The following is a 20595-nucleotide window of genomic DNA, read 5'->3' on the forward strand; positions in this document are numbered from 1 at the left end:
CACCACTTGCCGCGGCCCCCATCACGAGGAACCGATCATGACCCTGCCCACCCGCACCGAGTCCGACAGCTTCGGCCCCATCGAGGTGCCGGCCGAGGCGCTGTGGGGCGCCCAGACCGCGCGCAGCCTGCATTTCTTCGCCATCGGCGAACAGCGCATGCCGCTGCCGGTGATCCATGCACTGGCCTGGGTGAAGTGGGCCGCGGCGGGCGTGAACAGCGAACTGGGGCTGATCGATGCTGCCCGGGCGCTGGCCATTGCCGGCGCCGCGCAGCAGGTGGCCGGCGGCGACTTCGATGCCGAGTTCCCGCTGTCGACCTGGCAGACTGGCTCGGGCACGCAGAGCAACATGAACGTCAACGAAGTGGTGGCCCAGCTGGCCACGCGCACGCTGGCGGCCGGCGGCGCACGCAAGGTGCATCCCAACGACGAGGTGAACCTGGGCCAGTCGTCCAACGATGTGTTCCCGACCGCGATGCACATCGCCGTGGCCCTGCAGGCACGGGACCAGCTGCTGCCCGCCTTGGCGCTGCTGCGCCAGGGTCTGGCCGACAAGGCTGCCGTGTTCGATGCCATCGTGAAGATAGGCCGCACCCACCTGCAGGATGCCACGCCTGTCACGCTGGGCCAGGAGTTCGGCGGCTACGCCGCGCAGCTGATGCTGTGCGAGGCCAGCCTGGCCCATGCCCTGACGGCAGTGCATGCGCTGGCCATCGGCGGCACGGCGGTGGGCACCGGCCTGAACACCCACCCCGAATTCGGCGCCCGCGTGGCCGGCCGGCTGGCCGGCCAGCTGGGCCTTCCGCTGCGGCAGGCGCAGAGCCTGTTCGCCGCGATGGCCGGCCATGAAGCGCTGGTGGCCTGGCATGGCGGGCTGAAGATGCTGGCCATTGCGCTGACCAAGATCGCCAGCGACATTCGCTTGATGGGCAGCGGCCCCCGCGCCGGGCTGGGCGAGTTGCAGCTGCCCGAGAACGAACCCGGCAGCTCGATCATGCCCGGCAAGGTCAACCCCACGCAGGTCGAGGCGCTGACCATGGTCTGCGCGCAGGTGATGGGCCACGATGCGGCGATCGGCTTCGCGGCCAGCCAGGGCCACTTCGAGCTGAATGTCTACAAGCCGTTGATTGCGCTGAACGTGTTGGACAGCATGCGCCTGCTGGCCGATGCCATGCGCAGCTTCGCGCAGCATTGCGTGGCCGGCATCCGCGTGAACGAGGCCCGCGTGGCGCAGTTGCTGAACAGTTCGCTGATGCTGGTCACCGCGCTGGCACCGCACATCGGCTACGACCGCGCCGCGCAGATTGCCAAGCGCGCGCATGCGCAAGGCAGCACGCTGCGTGAAGCGGCATTGGCGCTCGGCGCCGTGAGTGCGGAACAGTTCGATGCCTGGGTCGACGCGCGCAGCATGCTGGGGCCGCATTCGGCGCCGTAGCGCATCAGCCATCGCAGGGGCCGTCGATCTCGTCCAGCGAATCGGCCCAGTGGATGCCGCGCGGCAGCAGGCCGGCCGGCCGCGGCGTCGACGGGCCGGCTTCGTTCGGGCCGGGGCCGGTGCCCGGAGTGGCCTGCCGGGTGATGAAGGTCGCGCCGCCCGGCTCCCAGACGGGCACCAGATGGCGCGCATCCAGTCCGCAGCGGCTCAGCCAGTACAGCGCTTCCTGGGCCTGGGCAGGCGTGTCGAAGGTCCACTCCAGCGTCTCGGGCGTTTGCAGCGCGGTGGTGCTCATGGCTGGCTCCCTTCGTCGCGGGACCCTTGCATCGCTTCACACCACAGCGGCGCTTGCAGCAAGGGGTCGGCCGCTTCGTAGCCGATGCTGTCCATCCAGTCCTCGCTGCTCGGCGGTCTGGCCGGGCCGCCGGCGGCGCGGGACAAGCGGGTGGCACGTTCCGGTTCGAAGTCGGACGACTCACTGCCCATGATGGAACTCCTGCTGGTGGCCCGCGGTGTGCAGGCGCTGACTGTGGCTTCGAGGATGCCTGCGCGGGCCCGGATTCGACATCAGGTGACACGAGGGCCGCGTGTAGGAGAGCCCTGACAACGCGCCGGCGGCGCCTCATGCCGACCGATGCGGCAGTCCACCTGAAACACTATGTTCAGCCGGGGACAGCGTCTGTGCGCTGCCGAACACTGCGGCACACGGCCTTGTGTTTGGCAGCGCACCGACCGGCCCGCCGCTTGCCCCTAGGCTCGCGGGAGAAACCTTCGCATTCAAGGAGTACGCCATGAGCCTCGGTACCATTTTGTTGATCGTCCTGATCCTTTTGCTGATCGGTGCCATTCCCGCCTGGCCGCACAGCCGAGGCTGGGGTTACGGCCCCAGTGGCGGACTGGGACTGGTGGTTCTGGTGATCGTCGTGTTGTTGCTGATGGGTCGCTTGTGATGGGCCGCTTGTGAACAGGGCGCCGCGCGGCAGTTGACTGTGTGCGACAGCGCACAGACGGCGCGCTGTCGGGCTGGTTACAAGGAGTTGTACAACGCGCCACTGAAAGCTTCCAGATGATCATCCGACCGATTCGAAGCTTTTCCGCAACGGGCGGGGTCATCCCGGGGCCGCCGGCGAGCCCGCCGGCCCAACCGGAGCCCGTGCCCCAGGCCGAGGACGTGCCGCCGCCGTTCCAGCCCGGCTCGCTGTTGCCACCGCCTGCAGCGCGGGCAGGCGCGGCGCTGAGGCATGCGCCGGCCCCTTCCATCCCGCCCGATCGCAAGCGCTGGCCCGCCGCCAAGCGGCGCCTGACGCCGTTCTAGAAGCTGCCGAGCTGCCGCTCGGGGCCGCATCGCCGACGAATGTCGCGATACGGGATTGTCTTTCCGCGCTGGACCCGTTGCACGCCACGCTGGAGCACAAACTGAGTTGCTGCGCATGCGCATGTGGCCATCGCCCATTGGTGAATACGGCAGCGGCGCCGCACGAAGCGGCGCCGCTGCCGGCGATGCGCCCCTCGATCGGGGCGCCGCCCATGAGCCGGTGATCGTCAGGACCGTTTGATCATGCCGTACAGCAAGCTGGCCACGGCCAGGATCACGAACACGAAGAACAGCAGCTTGGCGATGCCCACGGCCCCGGCAGCGATGCCGCCAAAGCCGAACAGGGCGGCAACCAGGGCAATGACGAAGAAGACGACGGCGTAGTGCAGCATGGTGGAACTCCTGAGGTGGCGGGCGCTGCGCCCGGGGCAGTGGCGTGTGGCGCCACGGTGCACCCAGTCTGGTCCCGCAGCGTGGTCGCGGCCATCGGCAGCCTGGCCGCGCTGGCGTCGGGGCCCAGGGGCAGGTGGCGTAGGACGCGGCTCACACGCGCTTGCCGACGCCCGATCCGGGTCCTCAGGCGGCGGCCATGGCCGACGAAAGGATGGCCGGCGCTTCGGGCAGGCTGGTGCGGATCGTCGTGCCCTGGCCCGGTGCCGAGGCCACGGCCAGCGTGCCCCCTTCGGCCTCGACGCGGAAGCGCATGCCGACCAGGCCGTGCGAGGGGCCGCGTGGCCCTGCAAGGTCGAAGCCGACACCGTCGTCGCGCACGGCCACCTCGACCCGGCCTTCGCGGGCTGCCAGGCTGATCCACACCTGGCCGGCCTTGGCGTACTTGCTGATGTTGGTGATGGCCTCCTGCACCAGCCGATAGATCACCAGCTCGGCCGTGGGCCCCAAGGGCACCGGCGTCAGCGTGCAATGCACCTGGGTGCCCGAACGTTCGGCGAACTCGCGCGCCAGGATCTGCAGCGTGGCCGCCAGGCCCAGGTGGCTCAGTGCCGAGGGGCGCAGGTCTTCGGTGATGCGGCGCTTCAGCGCGATCACGCTGTTGAGCGTGTCGACCAGGTGGCCCAAGCGTTCCAGTGCTTCGGGCGCCGTGCCGGCCAGGCGCGACTTGATGCGCGCCGCGTCGAGCTTGGCGGCGGTGAGCAGCGCGCCGAGTTCGTCGTGCAGGTCGCGCGCCAGGCGCATGCGTTCGTCTTCACGCGCGGTTTGCAGGTGCAGTGCCAGCTCGGTGAGCTGCGCGGTGCGGTGCGCCACCTCGATCTCCAGCCGGTCATGTTCGGACTGGACCAGGCGCTGCTGTTGCTGTTGCTGGCGTTTCAGTGCGAAGGTCTGGCGCAGGTAGAAATACAGCGCCAGCAGGCTGATGGCGCTGAGCACTGCCACGCCGATGCGGCCGAGCAGCAAGGTGTGATCCAGCTCGACGCGCCGCGCCGCGACGTTCACGGCTTCATGTTCCACCAGCTGCTGGCTCAGGCCGCGGATCTCGATCATCTGCTGACGGCCGAGGTCAGCGGCCAGCGGGCTCGCGTGTGGTGCCTGGGGCGGCCCGCCATCGTGCGCGTTCAGGGCCTGGGCCAGCGCGTCGAGCCGGGCATCGGTGAGCCGGTGCAGCCGGCCGAGCAACGCCACCGAAGCGGGTTGACCGCCGTAGTAATGGTCCAGCGCCCGGTAGGCCGCGCCAATGTCCTGCAAGGCCTGCTCATAGGGCTGGCGCTGCTCGGGCTGGCCGCCCAGCAACAGCGCGCGCTGTGCCGCGTCGGCATCCTGCAGGCTTTGCTGCAAGCCCTGGATGTGCGTGCGTGCCTCGCCGATCACGCCGATCTGGTTCAGCGCCGCGACCGATTGCCAGTACGAGCCTTCGCTGATGAAGATCATCGTCAGCGTGGACAGCAGCGCCAGCGGAAACACGATGGGGCTGTGCTTGATCACCGCGAGCAGGTTCATTTGCATCCTTCTGCGCTGGTGGAGGCGAAACGTGGGACCATTCGCCCAATGGCCAGGTACCCATCATGATCCGAATTGCCATCGTTGACGACCATGCCATCGTGCGCGCCGGACTGCGGCAATTCTTTGCCGAGCAGATGGATTTTTCGGTGGTGGCCGAGGCCGCCAATGGCCGTGACGCACTGGACATTGTGCGCGGCGGCGAAGTCGACGTGATCGTCATGGACATCTCGATGCCCGACCAGAGCGGCGTCGATGCGCTGGCCGCCATCAAGGCCCGCGCGCCCGACCTGCCGGTGTTGATCCTCAGCGGCTTCCCCGAGGCGCATTACGCGGTGACGCTGCTGCGCCAGGGCGCCAGCGGCTACCTCAACAAGGACTGCGATCCGGAAGAGATCGTCAAGGCCATCCGCACCGTCTACCGCGGGCGCAAGTACATCACGGCTGGCGTCGCCGAGCGCCTGGCCGAGGGCCTGGGCGGCGGGCAGGCGGACAAGCCGCTGCACGAGCAGCTGTCCGAGCGCGAACTGCAAGTCTTCCTGCGCCTGGCCAAGGGCGAAACCATCGGCCACATGGCCGACAGCATGTCGTTGAGCGTGAAGACGGTCAGTACCTACCGCACGCGCGTGATGGACAAGATGGGCCTGGCCTCGAACAGCGACCTGACCTACTACGCGCTGAAGAACGGCTTGATCCAGTAGCGCCCGGGGCGGGGTGTTCACACCAGCGCACCGGGACTGGTCTCGCCCGCCGCGAGGCGGCCGCAGTAGTGGATCAGCGCATCGATGTCGTTGGACTTGTCGAACACCCGGTCGGCGCCCAGTTCCAGGCATTTGCGGCGCATCTCCTCGGTGGCGTAGTTGCTCAGCACCACCAGCGCATGGTGGTACAGCGGGCCATGGGCGGCGCGCAGCACACCCAGGCCCGAGCCATGCTTCAAGAAGATGTCGACGATCACCAGGTCCACCGGGTGATCGGGTTTCGCCAGCCACTGCACCGCGGTGGACTCATCCTCAGCCGTGCCGACGACGTCCACCGGCCCCAACTCTTCCAGCGTGGCGATCAAGCTTTCACGGATGACGGGGCTGTCTTCAACCAGATAGGTCTTGAGCCGGAGCATGGCGGCAGCGCTTTCAGGAGAACTCGGCGCGAGTGTGCGCCAGTGCGCACTGGCGCACCATCGGCGGGCGCAGCGCCACGCTGCCAGACGATTCCTACAAGCGTTGGCGCCGCAGTCCGCTGGTCGTGCTGCGTCGCGGTTTCCATACTGTGGCCATCCCCTGCGCAGAGAGGCTTCACCTCGGGCCCTGAGCGTAAGGCGGTGTTGACAGGAGTAGTCCATGAACAGAGCACACAAGATCGCCTTGACGCTGGTGGCCGGCGCGGCGATGGCCTCCCAGGCCATGGCCCAGGTGACGTTTTACGAGCATGACGGCTTTCAGGGTCGCTCGTTCACGACGGAGCGCCGGGTGCCGAACTTCGAGCGCTTCGGCTTCAACGACCGCGCCTCGTCGGTCGTCGTCAGCAACAACCGCTGGGAAGTCTGTGACGACGCCGGCTTCCAGGGCCGCTGCGTCGTGCTGCGTCCTGGCAGCTATGGCTCCTTGGGTGCGATGGGTCTGAACGATCGCGTGTCCTCGGTGCGCGCGGTGCCGCGTGACTTGCGCGTCGAAGACAGCCGCTATGCGCCGGCGCCCGTGGTCGACCGCGACTACCGCCGCCGGCGCAACGAGCGTCTCTTCGAAGCGCCCGTGACCTCGGTGCGGGCCGTTGTGTCGCAGCCGGATCGCCGCTGCTGGGTCGAACGTGAGCAGGTCGTGCAGGAACGCCACTCCAACGTGCCGGGCGGCATCGCCGGTGCGGTGATCGGCGGCATCCTGGGTCACCAGGTGGGGGGTGGCAGCGGCCGTGACGTGGCCACTGTCGGCGGTGCCGTCGCCGGTGCGGCGATCGGCGCACGCATCTCGCGCGATCGCAACGGCAACGAGGTCGTCACGCGGGACGTGCAGCGCTGCGAGACCGCGCCAGCCGCTGCGCCCGAATACTATGACGTGACCTACAGCTTCCGCGGCATCGAGCACCGCGTGCAGTTGACGGCGCCGCCGGGGGCCACCGTCACCGTCAACCGCGACGGCGAGCCGCGCGCTGCCTGAGCTTGAAGGCGCCCGGCACACCGGCCTGGCCTCAGGCCCTTGCCGGGCGTTGCTGCGCCATCAGCGCGGCCAGCAGATCCAGTTGCCGCTGCTGCATCTGCAGCAGTTCCTGCCACTGCGTCTGCCGCAGTGAATCCACCTTGTCGTGCAGCAGCATGATCTCGAGTTCGGCCTTCAGGTTGACCTCGTAGTCATGCGCCGCACTGAGCCGGTCCTTCTCGGACTGGCGGTTCTGCGACATCAGGATCACCGGCGCCTGGATTGCCGCCAGCATCGACAGGAACAGATTCAGCAGGATGTACGGGTAGGGGTCGAAGGTCTGGCCCTGCTTCAGCAGCAGGAGGCTGTTGAGGCCGACCCAGCCGAGCATCGTGCCGGCGAACAGCGCCACGAAGGTCCATGAGCCGCCGAAACGAGCCACTGCATCGGCCGCGCGCTGACCAGCCGTGGGCTTGTCCTGCGTATCTTCCGCCAGATTGCGCGCGATGTGCCGCCGCCCCGCGATGTGCTGCGCCACCTTCTGCGCGCGCTGATCCAGGGCTTCATAAGGCTGGCCGAGCAGTTTGTTTGCAATGTCCTCGCGCTGGTGCATCTGACACTCCCGGCGACTGCCATGTCGCCCGCGCATTCTCGCCGCTGCCGGCGCGCTGACACGCGCTCGTCATCGGCCGTGCGCAGCATCGGCGGCTTCCGAACACATCGAAGGAAGTTGCCATGGGCTTGCTGCTCCTCCGTCGCCGGCTGTTGATCGGCGGTGCCGCCACCTCGCTCGGTGGTTTGTCCACCGTGCTCGCGCAGGCCCAGGCGCCGGCCGCCATCACGCGGGATGCGGCACGGCCCGGTTTCCCGTCCGGCGTGCAAAGCGGTGATGTGCAGGCCGACCGGGCACTGGTCTGGGCGCGCAGCGACCGGCCGGCGCGCATGTGGGTGGAGTGGTCGACGACGGCAGCCTTCGCGAACCCGACGCGCTTGCGCGGCCCCCATGCGCTGGAAGCCACCGACCACAGCGCGCGCATCGAGCTCAGCGGCCTGCCGCCGGGCCAGGACATCTTCTACCGTGTGCAGTGGGAAGACCTGGCCGGCGGCGCTGCATCGCAGCCGATGGCCGGCCACTTCCGCACTGCGCCGGCGCAGCGCCGCGATGTGCGTTTCGTCTGGTCCGGCGACACGGCAGGCCAGGGCTGGGGCATCGACGACAGCTTCGGCGGCATGAAGATCTACGAGGCGATGCGCCAGCGCAACCCCGACTTCTTCATCCACAGCGGCGACACGATCTATGCCGATGGCCCGATCGAGGCCGAGGTGAAGGCCGGCGACCAAGTGATCTGGCGCAACAAGACCACCGAGGAGAAGAGCAAGGTCGCCGAGACGCTGAAGGAGTTCCGCGGCGCCTACCGCTACAACATGCTCGACGCCCATGTCCAGCGCTTCAACGCCGAGGTGATGCAGCTGTGGCAGTGGGACGACCACGAGATCGTCAACAACTGGTCAGGCTCGAAAGACTTGTCGGCCGACAAGCGCTACACCGAGAAGAACGTGCCGCTGCTGGTGGCGCGCGGCACCCGGGCCTTCCTGGAGAACGCGCCGATGCGCTGGCATGCGCAGGATGAGGAGGAGCGCGTCTACCGCCAGGTCAGCTGGGGCCCGCTGCTCGATGTGTTCGTCATCGACATGCGCAGCTACCGCGGCCGCAACACGCACAACCGCCAGGCCGCGGCCGACGCCGACACGCCCTTCCTCGGCGCCACGCAGCTGGCCTGGCTGCAGCAGGCGCTGAAAGGCAGCCGCGCGCTGTGGAAGGTGATTGCCGCCGACATGCCGGTGGGCTTGGTGGTCGGCGACGGCAAGGACGAGCAGGGCCGCGACCGCTTCGAGGCGGCAGCCAATGGTGACGGCCCGGCGCTGGGCCGCGAGCTGGAGATCGCGCAGCTGCTGTCCTTCATCAAGCGCCAGCGCATCCGCAACACCGTGTGGCTGACGGCCGACGTGCACTACACGGCAGCGCACCACTACCACCCGAACCGCGCGCAGTTCCAGGACTTCGATCCGTTCTGGGAGTTCGTCAGCGGCCCGCTGCATGCCGGCAGCTTCGGCCCGAATGCGCTGGACAACACCTTCGGTCCGGAGCTGAAGTTCGTCAAGGCGCCGCCGGCCGGCCAGGTGAACCTGCCTCCGAGTGCCGGGCTGCAGTTCTTCGGCGAGGTGCAGATCGATGCACGCAGCGGCGGCTTCACGGTGCACTTGCGCGACCTCACCGGCAACTCGCTGTGGCAGACGACGCTCGCGCCGCAGCGCACGTGACCTGACCCTCCCGAAGCGGCCTGGGGCCGCCTCCTGGTGTCAGCCGAACAAGCTGCCATCCGCACGCAGCAGCGTGTGCGTGACGAAGCCGCGGCCGCGCCGGCCGTTGCTGAAGTCGAGCCGGAAGCCGCCCAGATCCATCGGTGCACGCCGCTGGACCTCGACCAGCACGGCCTCGCGCGCCGGCCGTGCTGCCGTGGGCGCTTCGTCGGCGGCCGCGTCGACCAGTTGCACCATGCGGTGGGGGTTGGCGGCGGTGGACGCCGTGCCAGTGCGGGTGCCTTGTGCGAAGGCCGGCGCGGTGGCCAGCGCCGCGGGCAGCAGCAACAGTGAACGACGGTTCAGAATGGAAAGGTTCATCGGGCGCGCAGTGTGCCGAAGGCGGATGACTGCGCAGCAGCAAGCCTGCGGATTTCCCCGCGGGGCCATGGACTTTCATCGCCGTGACACGTCGCTCGGATAGTTGGGGGGAAGGGGTGGCCGCGTCGGTGGCCGATCCGGCGAAGCCGGGCTTTGACGGGCTTTGAGACCGACAGGTGCGTCATACCGTCGCAGATGACCTGCGGCATGATGGCCGGGAGGCCTGCCGCTGGACGCCCGAAGGAGCCGTGATGAACAGAACAAGAGCCAACAACCCGCCGCCGACTCCCGCTATGGTCCGACCCCTGACACCCCGCCACATCCGGGCACTGTGCCGCTTGGCCCCGCTCCTGGCCTGCGGCACACCCGCGCAAGCGGCCGGCGGGCACCATGCGGTGGAAGATGCCGCGCTGCTCGAACCGCGCCAGTGCCAGCTTGAAACCTGGGTCGACCGCGAGCGTGGCGGTGCACGAACGCTGTGGCACGCCGGGCCGGCCTGCCGACTGGGCGCTGTTGAAGTCGGCCTGAACCTGGACCGCCTGGACCTCGATGGTGCGGGCCATTCAACGCTCGCCGGTGTTCAGCTCAAATGGGCGCACGCCGTTGCCGAGGGCTGGGGCGCCGGCGTCGTGGTCGGTCTGGCCCGGCAAGACCGGGCACCGAACTTTCTGGGTACCGCGCTGGTACTGCCGCTCACTTGGCAGGTCAGCGAGACGCTGCAGGCCCACGCCAACATCGGCTGCGACTTCCGGCCCGGCCAGCGCGACAGCCACCGTGCCGGCCTCGCACTGGAGTGGGCGCCGAACGCATGGTCCTTCGTGGTCGAGCGTTTCCGTGAGGGCGATGCCAACTTCTGGCGCGCCGGCACACGCTGGGCCCCGACGCCGACGATCAGCATCGACCTGAGCCGCGCGCGCGACCTCCAGCGCGGCGCGCCCGCCGGGTGGACGCTGGGGTTCAGCTGGGTCCTCGAGCGCTGATACCGGGCGCGGCCTGACTGCCTGTGCTCGCTTCCGGCACCGCGGCGGGCTGCACCGAGCGCAGCGTTCACACTCAAGCATTGGAGGGAGCACCATGACCATTTCATACGGCGCCCAGCAGAACGGGCTGATCTGCGGCTTCCGCTTCACGCCCACCGAGGGCGGACGGCCGATCGGCCTGGCCGACGCGGTCGACTGGCTCCAGGCCTCGGCACCCGATGGTGACGAGGCCTTCATCTGGCTGCACTTCGACCTGACCCACGCCTCGGCGCAATCCTGGATGCAGGCCAACCTGGCGCTGGCGCCGGAATTCTTCGAGGCGCTGCGCGAAGGTTCGCGCTCGACGCGCATCGAGGACGCCCAGGACAACCTGATCGCGGTGGTCAACGACGTCGCCTACGAGTTCGCGTTCGATCCGTCCGAGATCGAGACCCTGTGGATGAGCGTCAGCCGCCGCGCGGCGGTGAGCGCGCGGGTCCACCCGCTGCGCTCGATCGACCGGCTGCGCGAAGCGGTGAAGCAGGGGGCGCGTTTCAGCTCGACGGTTGACCTGTTGAACCACCTGATGAACGACCAGGGCGACGTGCTCGTGCGCATCGTGCGCGAAGCAACGCTGAAGGTCGACAGCATCGAGGACAGCCTGCTGCGCGGCAGGATGAAGCACCAGCGCGCCGAGCTCGGCAAGCTGCGCCGCGTGCTGGTGCGGCTGCAGCGCCTGCTGGCGCCGGAACCGGCGGCCTTGTTTCGCTTGCTGCGCCAACCGCCGCCGTGGATCGCGACCCACGACCTGGACGAGTTGAGACAGGCCACCGAGGAGTTCTCGTTGGTGCTGCGCGATCTGGCGGCGCTGCAGGAGCGCATCAAGCTGCTGCAGGAAGAGATCGCCGCGCAGGTCAGCGAGCAGACCAACCGCAGCCTGTTCACGCTGACGATGGTGACCGTGCTGGCGTTGCCGATCAACATCACGACCGGCTTCTTCGGCATGAACGTCGGAGGCATCCCGTTCGCAGAGCACAAGTACGGCTTCGTCACGGTGGTGCTGCTCGTGGCGGTGTTCACCGCGGCCGCCGGCTGGCTGGCCTTCCGGCGACGCGAGTGATGGCCGGTCGGACGGCCGTGGCCGCACCGCACTCGCGGCTGTTCATGCTGTCGCCGGTGCCCGAACCGGCGACGATGGCGACGATGCTCCTCGGCCTGGCGCTGCTGACCCGCGCCACAAGACTGCCGGCGCTTTCCTTCGCTATTCGACCCTTCGGTGCGCGCGTTCGCATCTAGAGTTCACGACACACGTCCGAGCGCATGTGCTCGGACGTCATCAACCCGTGGGCGGCTACCGCACACACGCCATCGAAGCAGGTTTCATGACGTTTTTCCAGGACATGCGCATCGGGCTGCGCCTTGCCTTCGTGCTTGGCGGCGTGTTGGTGCTGACCGCGGCTGTTGCCGCTTCGGGCCTGCTCGGCCTGAATGGCCTGTACGGCATCGCCAGCCGGGTGTTGACGCAGGACGTCGAACTGGCCACGCAGGCCCGCGACATCCAGAATCTGATTCTTCAGGCCCGGCGCTTCGAGAAGGATGCGCTGATCAACCTGACCGAGCCCGAGAAGCTTGGCAACTATCTGAAGAAGTGGCAGGGCGCTCGCACCAAGTTGGGCGACACCCTGACCAAGACACGGCGGCTGCCGCTGAGCGCGGACGACCTCGCTGCGCTCGACAAGATGGCGGCGAGCTTGGGTGCCTATGGCGCCGGTTTCGAGGCCACCGTGGCCCGGATGCAGGGTGGCCAGATCAAGTCGACGCAGGAGGCCAATGCGGACCTCGCCAAGGTCAAGGACTTCATCCATGGCATGGAGTCGGCCAGCGACGCCATGGCGGCCCGCGCCATCGAGCGTGCGGCCAAGGCGATGCCGCAGATCGATGCCGTGCGCTCGCGCACGATCGCGATGCAAGCGAGCCTGACGATGGCCGGTCTGCTGCTGGCCATCGCCTGCTGCTGGGCCTTGACGCGTTCGATCACCGGCCCCATTCGCGACGCCGTGCGGGTGGCCGAAAAAGTGGCCTCCGGCGACCTCCGGTCCTGCGTCGTCGCCAGCCGCCAGGACGAAACAGGCCAGCTGCTGTCGGCCTTGAAACGCATGAACGAACACCTGCTCGGTGTCGTCGGCCAGGTCCGCCAGGCCTCGGACTCCATCGCCACCGGCTCGTCGCAGATCGCCACCGGCAACAGCGACCTGAGCCAGCGCACCGAAGAACAGGCCAGCAGCCTGCAACAGACGGCTGCCGCGATGGAGCAGATGACCGCCACCGTGAAGCACAACGCCGACACCGCGCGCCGGGCCAGCACGCTGGCCGGCGAAGCCTGCGCGGTCGCTTCCGAGGGCGGCCAGGTGGTGGGCCAGGTCGTGACGACGATGGGCCAGATCAGCGAAAGCTCGACCAGGATCTCGGACATCATCGGCGTGATCGACGGCATCGCCTTCCAGACCAACATCCTGGCGCTCAACGCCGCGGTGGAAGCGGCGCGCGCCGGCGAGCATGGCCGCGGCTTTGCCGTCGTGGCATCCGAAGTACGCGGCCTGGCCCAGCGCAGCGCGCAGGCGGCACGCGAGATCAAAGGCCTGATCAACAGCAGCGTCGAGCGCGTGGACACGGGCTCACGGCTCGTCGGCGAGGCCGGGCGCACGATGAGCGGCATCGTCGCCCAGGTGCAGCTCGTCAGCGGGCTGATCGGCGAGATCAGCGGCTCCAGCACCGAGCAGAGCAGCGGCATCGGGCAGATCGGCATCGCCGTGAGCCAGCTGGACCACATGACGCAGCAGAACGCCGCGCTGGTCGAAGAAAGCGCCGCCGCGGCGGAAAGCCTCAGCCAGCAGGCCGCGCGGTTGACGCAGGCTGTCGCCAGGTTCAGGATCGACTGATCACGCCCCGGCCATCGCCGCGTCGCCAGGCGGAACCTGTCGCTTCAGCCCGAACAGCGGCCGCAGCCAGCCCACGCGGCGCACGGCTTCATAACTCAGCAGACTCAGGGCCAGCGTGGCGACAACCAGCAAGGCCGCTTCCAGGCCGGGCGGCAGCGCCCAGGGCGCGACCGCCCGGGCCAGCACGATGATCAGCGTCTGGTGCAGGAGGTAGACCGGGAACACCGCCTCGCTGAGGTAACGGCGCCAGGCGTTGTCGAAGCGCAGGTGGCGGTGGGCAAAGCCCAGCGAAGCGACCAGGGCGGTCCACTGCATCAGGCTCACCGCCGCCGGCCGCAGCAGTGCCAGCACGCCGCCGGCGTCGCGCAGCGAGGCCGGCGTGCTGATCAGCGTGGCCCAGCCGCTCAGCGCCAGCACCAACGCCAGCCAGCGCCAGGCCTGCAGGCGCGGCAGCATGTGCGGCGTGTGGGCCAGCAGGGCGCCGAACAGGAACACGCTGAAGTACTGCGCATGCATGAACCAGTCGTCCAGCAGCGCATGGGTGCTCGGAAAGTGGTCGCGCAGCGCCAGGCGCGTCAGCAGCAGCCACAGCACGGGCACTGCCAGTAGCAGGCCGCCGCGCAGCAGCGGTGCCGTGGCAGAGGCCAGCCGGACCAGCAACTGCGGCCGCCAGCGCAGCAGCAGCCACAGCAGCGCCGTGTAGAACGCCAGGTAGGGCAGGTACCACAGGTGGTTCCAGGTCGGCAGCAGCAGGCAGTGGCCCTTGCCATCGCAGAAGCCGTGGTAGGCGCTGTAGTACAGGCGCAGAAAGTCGACGAAGCTGCCGCCGTAGCCGTGCTGCACCACTTCCAGGTAGGACTGCGGTGGCACGATCACCAGCATGCCGAACAGCAGCGGCAGCAGCAGGCGCCCGGTGCGCTCGCGCAGCCGGGCTGCTGCGGGCGGGCTGTCGCGCCGCCACATGAAGGCGGTGGCCGCACCGGAGATCAGGAACAGCAGGTGCATGCGCCATGGCGCGGTGAGCAGCATGAACGGTTCGAGGCCGGTCCCGGCATGCGGGCTCTTGACATGGAAGTCCCAGTTCACGTAGTACATGCCGGTGTGGTAGATCACCAGCACGCCGAAGGCGATGATGCGCAGCCAGTCCAGTTCGTGGTGGCGGGTGGCCGTCAGGCTGGGTGTGCGAGGGGATCGGGGCGAGGAGGAGGCTGACATGGTGAGGGCACCTGAAGTGAGGCTGTTCCCAGCCTAGGCACAGGGTGCGCGGCCGGCCAGCGCTTTGGGGCGAACGGCGGGCAGCGCGGGGCGGCCGAGGCCGCTCAGGCCGCGCGCTTGTGCCGTTAGCCGGCCAGGCCCAGGTGCTGTATCAGCGCGGCGCGGTGGCGGCGGCTGCAGGGCACGGCCGTGCCGCCGCGCAGCAGCACCAGGCTGTCGCCATTGCCCAAGGCCTGCACCTGCTGCACATGGGCCAGCGCCACCGCGGCACCGCGGTGCGTGCGCACGAAGCCGGGGCCCAGGTCGGCCAGCAGGCCGGCCAGCGTGCGGCGCATCAGCGGTGCACGCTCGGCGCTGTGCACGACGACATAGTTGTCCGCTGTTTCCAGCCACAGGATCTCGGCCACCGGCAGCACATGCACCCGCGCGCGGTCGGGGATCAGCAGCTGCGCCGGCGGCGGGTGGCGCTCGCTCGGCGCCGGAGCCTGCCGCTCGCGCAGGCGCTGGATGGCGCGGGCCAGCCGTTCGGGCTCCACCGGTTTGAGCAGGTAGTCCAGCGCCGCGGTGTCGAAGGCCTGCAGCGCATAATGGTCAAAAGCCGTGACAAAGACCACCGCCGGCGCCGGCTCAGGCAGCGAGGCGGCGACGTCCAGCCCGCTGGCGCCGGGCATCTGCACATCGAGGAACAGCGCGTCGGGCGCCAGCGCGGCCACCTGGGCCAGTGCCTCCTCGCCATCGCGTGCCTGGCCCACCAGCTGCACATCGGCAAAGGCGGCCAGCAAGCGCGCGAGGCGCTCGCGCGCCGGCGGTTCGTCGTCGACGATCAGCACACGCATGGCAGCTCGATGCGGGCTTGTACACCACCGCCGTCGCGCGCCGTGAGCGTCAGCGTGGCCGCATCGCCATGGCGTGCCTGCAGGCGTTGTTGCAGGTTCGACAGGCCCACGCCCCAGGCCGGCATGGCGCAAGAGGGGGGCAGCGTGCCGGCATCGTCGGCCACTGCCAGCTGCAGGCGTTCACCCTGCCGCGAGGCGCTCACGCGGATGTGGCAGGGGCCGGGGCGCCGCTCCACGCCATGGCGGAAGGCGTTCTCCAGCAGCGGCTGCAGCAGCAGCGTCGGCACGCGGCAGGCGCGGGCGGCGGGCTCGATGTCGAAGCGCAGCGTCACGCGGTCGGCAAAGCGCTGGCACATGATCGCCGCGTAGGCGTCGAGCAGGCGCAGCTCTTCGTCCAACGTGGTCTCGGGCTGGCGCGCCAAGTCGGTGGCCGCACGCAGCAGCGCGGCCAGGCGGGTCAGCAGGTGGTCGGCCAGGTCGGGGTTGCTGTGGATCGTCGAGGCAATGGTGTTCAGCGCGTTGAACAGGAAGTGCGGCTCGATCTGCTGCGCCAGCTGCAGCAGCTGGGCCTGTTGTGCCAGCCGGCGCTCCTGCTCCAGCCCGATGCGGGCCTGGCTCAGCGCGGCATGCGAGCGGATGCCGAAGACCACCGCGACGAACAGCAGGTAGAACATGCCGAACTTCAGCATCTCGTAGCCGAAGACCACCGGCCAGGTCTCATGCCGGTAGGTCTGGCCGAGCAGCGCAAACACGCCGTGGCGCAGCGCATAGACACCGGTCACGAAGGCCGGCGCCAGCAGCGGCAGCGTGCGCAGCGTGGCCCAGAACCAGCGCCAGGGCCGTGTCAGCTGGGCGTCCAGGCGCCAGGCGCGACGCCATTGCGGCCAGGCGATCAGGCTGGCCATCACGAACGAGCTACCCACCCACAGCAGCGGCCGCCACGCCGAAGGGTCGCCGTGGCGCCAGGCGTCCTGCAGTTCCACCGTCAGCTGCAGACCCCAGAACAGCGCCCAGGCCAGCAGAAAGCCGGCCGACGGTGACGCCGCCGGCGCTGCGGCGCCGGGGGCAGGGGAGGCTTCGCGGACTGGCATGGCGTGCGCCGGGATTGTCACCGTCATGTCGGCCGTGCGGCGCGTGCGCCGGCCGGTCTGGGGCGAACGGCGACGCCGATGGGGTCAGCGGCGTCGCTGTATGCTGCGCCGAGCCTCCAGGGGGTCGGTTCATGAGAAGCCTCACCAAGGGTGACCCGGAACAGCCGGGGCGTGGTGGCCGCGCGTGGCCGCCGATGCTGGCTGTGTTGCTGCTTGTGGCGCTGCTGGCCGCTTGGAACATCCGCCAGGAGTTCCAGCGGCAGCATGCCCAGGCGCGTGCGCGCGTGCTGTCGCTCAACGAATTGCGGGCCACGCAGGTCGAGGCCTGGGTCGCGCGCCGGATGACGATGGCCGGTTTCCTGTCCACCAGCGCGGGCCTGGCCGAGCAGTTTCTGCGCTGGCAGCTGCAGCGGGATGCCGTGCTCGGCGAGCGGCTGCTGGCGCGCGCCGTGGCCTACCGCCAGGCCAACGATGGCGACAGCGCGCTGCTGGTCGATGCCGCCGGTCACCTGCTGGCGCAGGAACATGCGGGTGCGGCGGGCAGCACCTCCGACGAGCTGCAGGCCAGCGTGCGCCAGGCCATCGCGCAGGGCGTGCCGGTGCACACCGGCGTCTACCGCAGCGGCGATGATGCGGCGATGCCGCTGCGCATGGATGTCGTGGTACCGCTGCAAGGTAGCGGCGGACCGGCTCCCGGTGCGCTGGTCGTGCGCATCGATGCGCGGCGATCGCTGTTCCCGCTGCTCGCCGGCTGGCCGGGGTCCAGCGCCAGCGGTGAATCGGTGCTGTGGCGGCGGGCCGGCGACAGCATCGTCAACGTCAGCGAGTTGCGCCACAGGCCGGACGGCGTGGGCCGATTCAGCCAGCCGGCCTCGTCGACGCTGCTGCCGCTGGGCCGCCTGCTGCGCCGGGAAGTGGACGCGACACAGGCCATGCCCGCCGTCGACTACCGCGGCGTGCCGGTGTTGGCCGCGCTGCAGCCGGTGAAGGGCACCGATTGGTGGCTGGTGTCGAAGATCGACCAGGCCGAGGTGGATCAGCCCGCCTGGCGCGGCGCCCGCTGGACCCTGCTGGCCGCGCTGCTGGCCCTGCTGGGCGTGTGGCTGGCCAGCCGCCTGTGGCTGCAGCGCCAGGCGCTGGCCCGCTCCCAGCACGAGCGGGTTGAACAGGGCGATCGGCTGCGCGCCCTGGGCCTGCTGGAGGCGATTGCCCACAGCTCCGACGACGCGATCTTCGCCAAGGACCTGCAAGGCCGCTATGTCTTCTACAACCGCGCGGCCGGCGAAGAAGTGGGCAAGACGCGCGACGAGGTGCTGGGCCGCACCGACGCCGAAGTCTTCGGCGCCGATGTGGCCGAGCATTTCGTGCGGCATGACCGCGTGGCGCTGGCTGCGACGGCGCCGCAGATCTTCGAGGAAACCATGCTCCGCGCCGACGGCGAACACATCCACCTGTGTGCCAAGGGCCCGCTGTTCGATGGCGAGGGCCGCTTGATCGGCCTGTTCGGCGTTTCGCGCGATGTGACCGAGATGCGCCGCGCCGAGCGGGCGCTGCGCGAGAGCGAAGCGCACTTCCGCACGGTGGTGACGGTGCTGAACGAAGGCATCCTCGTCAGCGACCCGCAAGGCCAGGTGCTGAGCTGCAACCCGGCGGCCGAACGCATCCTCGGCGTGCCACAGACCGACTGGCAAGGCCGCTCGGTGGTGGCGCCGGGCTGGACACCGCTGCGTGCGGACGGCAGCGAGATGCCGCCGGACGAAACGCCGCCGGGCCGGGTGCGGGGCGGCGCGCCGGCGCAGCTGGGCGTGCTGATGCAGGCGCGCAGCCCGGCGGGCGAGGCCTTGTGGTTCGAGGTCAGCGCGGTGCCGCTGCACAGTCCCGACAGCGGCCGGCTGGTGGCGGTGGTGACCTCGTTCGCCGACGTCACGCAGCGCAAGCGGCTCGACGATGAGCTGCAGCAGCACCGCCACCGGCTGGAGGAGCGGGTGGCCGAACGCACGCGCGAACTCCAGCGCGTGAACGCCGAACTGCAGCACTCGCGCGACGAGGCTGAGGCTGCCAACCGGGCCAAGAGCGCTTTCCTGGCCAACATGAGCCATGAGATCCGCACGCCGATGAATGCCATCATCGGCCTGACGCACCTGATGGCGCGTGACACCCGCGACGCGCTGCAGCGTGAACGACTGGACAAGATCGACAACGCCGCGCAGCATCTGCTGGAAGTCATCAACGCGATCCTGGACCTGTCAAAGATCGAGGCCGGCAAGATGGTGCTGGAAGACACGGAGTTTTCGCTCGACGAGCTGTTGTCGCGGGCCTTCGAGATGGTCGGCGAGCGGGCGCGCGAAAAAGGCCTGGAGCTGGTGCTGGACACCAACCACCTGCCGAAGCGCCTGCGCGGCGACCCCACGCGCCTGGCCCAGGCGCTGATCAACCTGCTGACCAACGCGGTGAAGTTCACGCAGCGCGGCTGGGTGCGGCTGCGCTGCGAGGCGATCGCCCAGGATACGCGGCGCCTGCAAGTGCGCTTCGAGGTGCAGGACACCGGCGAAGGCATTTCGCCCGAACGCCAGGCCGAGCTGTTCAATGCCTTCGAGCAGGCCGACAGCTCGATGTCACGCCGCCACGGCGGCACCGGCCTGGGCCTGGCCTTGACGCGCCGATTGGCCGTTATCATGGGCGGTGATGCCGGCGTCGACAGCCAGCCTGGCGTCGGCAGCGTATTCTGGTTCAGCGCCTGGCTGGGCCGCGGCAGCGAGGCCGGCGAGGACGCCGCGCCGATCCCGTTGCAGGGGCTGCGCGCGCTGCTGGTCGACGACCTGCCGGAGGCCTTGCATGCACTGACCGAGCAGCTGCAGATGCTGGGCCTGCAGGTCGACGCCCAGGCGGGCGGCCAGGCCGCGCTGCAGCGCGTGCAGGCCGAGATCGCCGCCGGTCGGCCCTACGACGTGATGCTGATCGACTGGCGCATGGCGCCGCCCGACGGCATCGCCACGCTGCGGCAGCTGCGTGCGCTGCTGGGTGACGGCATGCCGCCCAGCGTGCTGGTCACCGCCTTCGACGACACGGCGATGTGGCACGAGGCACAGGACGCGCGCTACGACGCGGTGCTGGTCAAGCCCATCACCGCCTCGGCGCTGCACGACGCGCTGGTGCGCGTGCTGCGCCGCCTCAGCGTCACGGCCACCGTGGAGCCGGCCGCGCCGGGCGAGGTGGAGGCGCAACTGCGCCGCCAGCATGCCGGCCAGCGCGTGCTGCTGGCCGAGGACAACCCGATCAACCAGGAAGTGGCGGAGGAACTGCTGCGCTCGGTCGGCCTGGTGGTGGAAATCGCCGGCGATGGCGGCCGCACCGTGGCGCTGGCGCTGACGCGCCCCTACGACCTGATCCTGATGGACCTGCAGATGCCGGTGATGGACGGCCTGGCGGCGTGCCGCATGATCCGCGACAAGGCGGGCCGCGGCACGCCCATCGTCGCGATGACGGCCAATGCCTTCGGCGAGGACCGCCAGGCCTGCCTGGACGCCGGCATGAACGACCATGTGGCCAAGCCGGTGGACCCCGAGCGCCTGTATGCCACGCTGCTGCGCTGGCTACCGCTGCGCGAACGGCCGGCGGTGGAGGGGGCCGAACCGGCGCGTCCGCCGGCCGCCCCGCTGCAGCCGGTGCCGCCGTTGCAAGAGCGGCTGGCCAGTGTCGAAGGCTTCGATGCCACGCGCGCGCTGCGCAACGTCGGCGGCCAGCCGCTGACCCTGGTGCGGGTGCTGCACAGCTTCGTCAACCGCTACCGCGTCGGTGAACCGGCGCTGCTGAGCGCCGAGACCGCCGAGGACAGCGAGCGCTGGCGCAATGCCTGCCATTCGCTGCGCGGCGCCTGCGCCACCATCGGCGCGCAGCCGCTGCACCTGCGGTTGCAGGCTTTCGAGCAGGCGGCGTTCAATGGCGAAGACGTCGTCGCGCTGCTGCCGCGGGCGCGCCAGTTGCACGAAGACCTGCAGGCGCTGGTGAGCCGGCTGGAAGTGGAGCTGCAGCGCTGAG

20 protein-coding genes are annotated in these 20595 nt (G+C 69.5%); 10 read left to right on the forward strand and 10 right to left on the reverse strand.

Annotated elements, in window-relative coordinates; genetic code table 11:
• The first annotated feature begins 37 nt into the window (after positions 1-37).
• The gene (fumC, locus tag VLK61_RS13970) at positions 38-1435 is read left to right on the forward strand and encodes a class II fumarate hydratase (protein WP_325422174.1); all 1398 of its coding nucleotides are present in this window, start codon (positions 38-40) and stop codon (positions 1433-1435) included.
• A gap of 4 nt (positions 1436-1439) precedes the next feature.
• Here the strand turns inward: fumC and VLK61_RS13975 are convergent, their stop codons facing one another.
• Together VLK61_RS13975 and VLK61_RS13980 are read right to left on the reverse strand one after the other, a co-directional pair.
• Positions 1440-1730 (reverse strand): hypothetical protein, encoded by a 291-nt coding sequence (locus VLK61_RS13975; protein WP_325422175.1) that lies wholly within the window; start codon positions 1728-1730, stop codon positions 1440-1442.
• Entirely contained in the window at positions 1727-1921 is a 195-nt protein-coding gene (locus VLK61_RS13980; protein WP_325422176.1) for a hypothetical protein, read from the reverse strand. The genes VLK61_RS13975 and VLK61_RS13980 overlap by 4 nt, the downstream gene beginning before the upstream one ends.
• A gap of 305 nt (positions 1922-2226) precedes the next feature.
• On the opposite strand from VLK61_RS13980, the gene VLK61_RS13985 reads away from it, so the two are divergent.
• The gene (locus VLK61_RS13985) at positions 2227-2385 is read left to right on the forward strand and encodes a DUF3309 family protein (protein WP_325422178.1); all 159 of its coding nucleotides are present in this window, start codon (positions 2227-2229) and stop codon (positions 2383-2385) included.
• Positions 2386-2977: 592 nt separating this feature from the next.
• On the opposite strand, the gene VLK61_RS13990 is transcribed toward VLK61_RS13985, so the two are convergent.
• Both VLK61_RS13990 and VLK61_RS13995 read right to left on the reverse strand, forming a co-directional pair.
• Positions 2978-3142 (reverse strand): DUF1328 domain-containing protein, encoded by a 165-nt coding sequence (locus tag VLK61_RS13990; RefSeq protein WP_325422180.1) that lies wholly within the window; start codon positions 3140-3142, stop codon positions 2978-2980.
• 184 nt (positions 3143-3326) lie between these two features.
• A complete protein-coding gene (locus VLK61_RS13995; protein WP_325422182.1) occupies positions 3327-4703 on the reverse strand; it encodes a CHASE3 domain-containing protein in 1377 nt (458 codons plus the stop codon).
• Between the two features lie 65 nt (positions 4704-4768).
• Here VLK61_RS13995 and VLK61_RS14000 point away from each other — a divergent pair, with 65 nt between their 5' ends.
• Positions 4769-5404 (forward strand): response regulator transcription factor, encoded by a 636-nt coding sequence (locus VLK61_RS14000; RefSeq protein WP_325422184.1) that lies wholly within the window; start codon positions 4769-4771, stop codon positions 5402-5404.
• A gap of 17 nt (positions 5405-5421) precedes the next feature.
• Here VLK61_RS14000 and VLK61_RS14005 read toward each other — a convergent pair whose 3' ends face one another.
• Complete coding sequence (locus VLK61_RS14005; protein ID WP_325422186.1) at positions 5422-5823, reverse strand: response regulator transcription factor; 402 nt, start codon at positions 5821-5823, stop codon at positions 5422-5424.
• A gap of 220 nt (positions 5824-6043) precedes the next feature.
• Between VLK61_RS14005 and VLK61_RS14010 the strand changes: the two genes are divergently transcribed.
• The gene (locus VLK61_RS14010) at positions 6044-6856 is read left to right on the forward strand and encodes a beta/gamma crystallin-related protein (protein ID WP_325422188.1); all 813 of its coding nucleotides are present in this window, start codon (positions 6044-6046) and stop codon (positions 6854-6856) included.
• Positions 6857-6887: 31 nt separating this feature from the next.
• Here the strand turns inward: VLK61_RS14010 and VLK61_RS14015 are convergent, their stop codons facing one another.
• The gene (locus tag VLK61_RS14015) at positions 6888-7448 is read right to left on the reverse strand and encodes a DUF1003 domain-containing protein (RefSeq protein WP_325422190.1); all 561 of its coding nucleotides are present in this window, start codon (positions 7446-7448) and stop codon (positions 6888-6890) included.
• 122 nt (positions 7449-7570) lie between these two features.
• On the opposite strand from VLK61_RS14015, the gene VLK61_RS14020 reads away from it, so the two are divergent.
• Positions 7571-9157 (forward strand): alkaline phosphatase D family protein, encoded by a 1587-nt coding sequence (locus VLK61_RS14020; RefSeq protein ID WP_325422192.1) that lies wholly within the window; start codon positions 7571-7573, stop codon positions 9155-9157.
• A 39-nt stretch (positions 9158-9196) separates the two neighbouring features.
• On the opposite strand, the gene VLK61_RS14025 is transcribed toward VLK61_RS14020, so the two are convergent.
• Positions 9197-9517: a hypothetical protein gene (locus tag VLK61_RS14025; protein ID WP_325422194.1), complete on the reverse strand. Its 321-nt coding sequence runs from the start codon at positions 9515-9517 to the stop codon at positions 9197-9199.
• 338 nt (positions 9518-9855) lie between these two features.
• Between VLK61_RS14025 and VLK61_RS14030 the strand changes: the two genes are divergently transcribed.
• The 4 genes from VLK61_RS14030 to VLK61_RS14045 all read left to right on the forward strand — a co-directional run bounded on the left by VLK61_RS14030 (position 9856) and on the right by VLK61_RS14045 (position 13415).
• Complete coding sequence (locus tag VLK61_RS14030; RefSeq protein ID WP_325422196.1) at positions 9856-10497, forward strand: hypothetical protein; 642 nt, start codon at positions 9856-9858, stop codon at positions 10495-10497.
• Positions 10498-10591: 94 nt separating this feature from the next.
• Positions 10592-11596, forward strand: a complete 1005-nt coding sequence (locus VLK61_RS14035) for a transporter (protein WP_325422198.1) — start codon at positions 10592-10594, stop codon at positions 11594-11596.
• The gene (locus tag VLK61_RS14040; protein WP_325422200.1) at positions 11596-11772 is read left to right on the forward strand and encodes a PEP-CTERM sorting domain-containing protein; all 177 of its coding nucleotides are present in this window, start codon (positions 11596-11598) and stop codon (positions 11770-11772) included. Before VLK61_RS14035 ends, VLK61_RS14040 begins: the two co-directional genes overlap by 1 nt.
• Before the next feature lie 86 nt (positions 11773-11858).
• The gene (locus VLK61_RS14045; protein ID WP_325422202.1) at positions 11859-13415 is read left to right on the forward strand and encodes a methyl-accepting chemotaxis protein; all 1557 of its coding nucleotides are present in this window, start codon (positions 11859-11861) and stop codon (positions 13413-13415) included.
• Here the strand turns inward: VLK61_RS14045 and VLK61_RS14050 are convergent, their stop codons facing one another.
• From VLK61_RS14050 to VLK61_RS14060, 3 genes are all read right to left on the reverse strand, one after another.
• Entirely contained in the window at positions 13416-14630 is a 1215-nt protein-coding gene (locus tag VLK61_RS14050; protein ID WP_325422204.1) for an acyltransferase family protein, read from the reverse strand.
• A gap of 125 nt (positions 14631-14755) precedes the next feature.
• A complete protein-coding gene (locus VLK61_RS14055; RefSeq protein ID WP_325422206.1) occupies positions 14756-15466 on the reverse strand; it encodes a LytR/AlgR family response regulator transcription factor in 711 nt (236 codons plus the stop codon).
• Positions 15454-16557: a sensor histidine kinase gene (locus VLK61_RS14060; RefSeq protein WP_325422208.1), complete on the reverse strand. Its 1104-nt coding sequence runs from the start codon at positions 16555-16557 to the stop codon at positions 15454-15456. The genes VLK61_RS14055 and VLK61_RS14060 overlap by 13 nt, the downstream gene beginning before the upstream one ends.
• A 131-nt stretch (positions 16558-16688) precedes the next feature.
• Between VLK61_RS14060 and VLK61_RS14065 the strand changes: the two genes are divergently transcribed.
• Complete coding sequence (locus VLK61_RS14065; protein ID WP_325422210.1) at positions 16689-20594, forward strand: response regulator; 3906 nt, start codon at positions 16689-16691, stop codon at positions 20592-20594.
• Position 20595 lies beyond the last annotated feature (1 nt).

It is taken from the genome of Aquabacterium sp. (genome assembly GCF_035476535.1).
Classification (GTDB): Bacteria; Pseudomonadota; Gammaproteobacteria; order Burkholderiales; family Burkholderiaceae_C; genus Pseudaquabacterium.

Excerpts from the sequence above, each read along its gene's own strand:
- VLK61_RS13995 (WP_325422182.1), bottom strand. The coding sequence starts at position 4,703 with ATGAACCTGCTCGCGGTGATCAAGCACAGCCCCATCGTGTTTCCGCTG.
- VLK61_RS14020 (WP_325422192.1), top strand. The coding sequence starts at position 7,571 with ATGGGCTTGCTGCTCCTCCGTCGCCGGCTGTTGATCGGCGGTGCCGCC.
- VLK61_RS14015 (WP_325422190.1), bottom strand. The coding sequence starts at position 7,448 with ATGCACCAGCGCGAGGACATTGCAAACAAACTGCTCGGCCAGCCTTAT.
- VLK61_RS13985 (WP_325422178.1), top strand. The coding sequence starts at position 2,227 with ATGAGCCTCGGTACCATTTTGTTGATCGTCCTGATCCTTTTGCTGATC.
- VLK61_RS14010 (WP_325422188.1), top strand. The coding sequence starts at position 6,044 with ATGAACAGAGCACACAAGATCGCCTTGACGCTGGTGGCCGGCGCGGCG.
- VLK61_RS14050 (WP_325422204.1), bottom strand. The coding sequence starts at position 14,630 with ATGTCAGCCTCCTCCTCGCCCCGATCCCCTCGCACACCCAGCCTGACG.
- VLK61_RS14040 (WP_325422200.1), top strand. The coding sequence starts at position 11,596 with ATGGCCGGTCGGACGGCCGTGGCCGCACCGCACTCGCGGCTGTTCATG.
- VLK61_RS13980 (WP_325422176.1), bottom strand. The coding sequence starts at position 1,921 with ATGGGCAGTGAGTCGTCCGACTTCGAACCGGAACGTGCCACCCGCTTG.
- VLK61_RS14005 (WP_325422186.1), bottom strand. The coding sequence starts at position 5,823 with ATGCTCCGGCTCAAGACCTATCTGGTTGAAGACAGCCCCGTCATCCGT.
- fumC (WP_325422174.1), top strand. The coding sequence starts at position 38 with ATGACCCTGCCCACCCGCACCGAGTCCGACAGCTTCGGCCCCATCGAG.
- VLK61_RS14060 (WP_325422208.1), bottom strand. The coding sequence starts at position 16,557 with ATGCCAGTCCGCGAAGCCTCCCCTGCCCCCGGCGCCGCAGCGCCGGCG.
- VLK61_RS13990 (WP_325422180.1), bottom strand. The coding sequence starts at position 3,142 with ATGCTGCACTACGCCGTCGTCTTCTTCGTCATTGCCCTGGTTGCCGCC.
- VLK61_RS14055 (WP_325422206.1), bottom strand. The coding sequence starts at position 15,466 with ATGCGTGTGCTGATCGTCGACGACGAACCGCCGGCGCGCGAGCGCCTC.
- VLK61_RS14025 (WP_325422194.1), bottom strand. The coding sequence starts at position 9,517 with ATGAACCTTTCCATTCTGAACCGTCGTTCACTGTTGCTGCTGCCCGCG.
- VLK61_RS14035 (WP_325422198.1), top strand. The coding sequence starts at position 10,592 with ATGACCATTTCATACGGCGCCCAGCAGAACGGGCTGATCTGCGGCTTC.
- VLK61_RS14000 (WP_325422184.1), top strand. The coding sequence starts at position 4,769 with ATGATCCGAATTGCCATCGTTGACGACCATGCCATCGTGCGCGCCGGA.
- VLK61_RS14065 (WP_325422210.1), top strand. The coding sequence starts at position 16,689 with ATGAGAAGCCTCACCAAGGGTGACCCGGAACAGCCGGGGCGTGGTGGC.
- VLK61_RS14045 (WP_325422202.1), top strand. The coding sequence starts at position 11,859 with ATGACGTTTTTCCAGGACATGCGCATCGGGCTGCGCCTTGCCTTCGTG.
- VLK61_RS13975 (WP_325422175.1), bottom strand. The coding sequence starts at position 1,730 with ATGAGCACCACCGCGCTGCAAACGCCCGAGACGCTGGAGTGGACCTTC.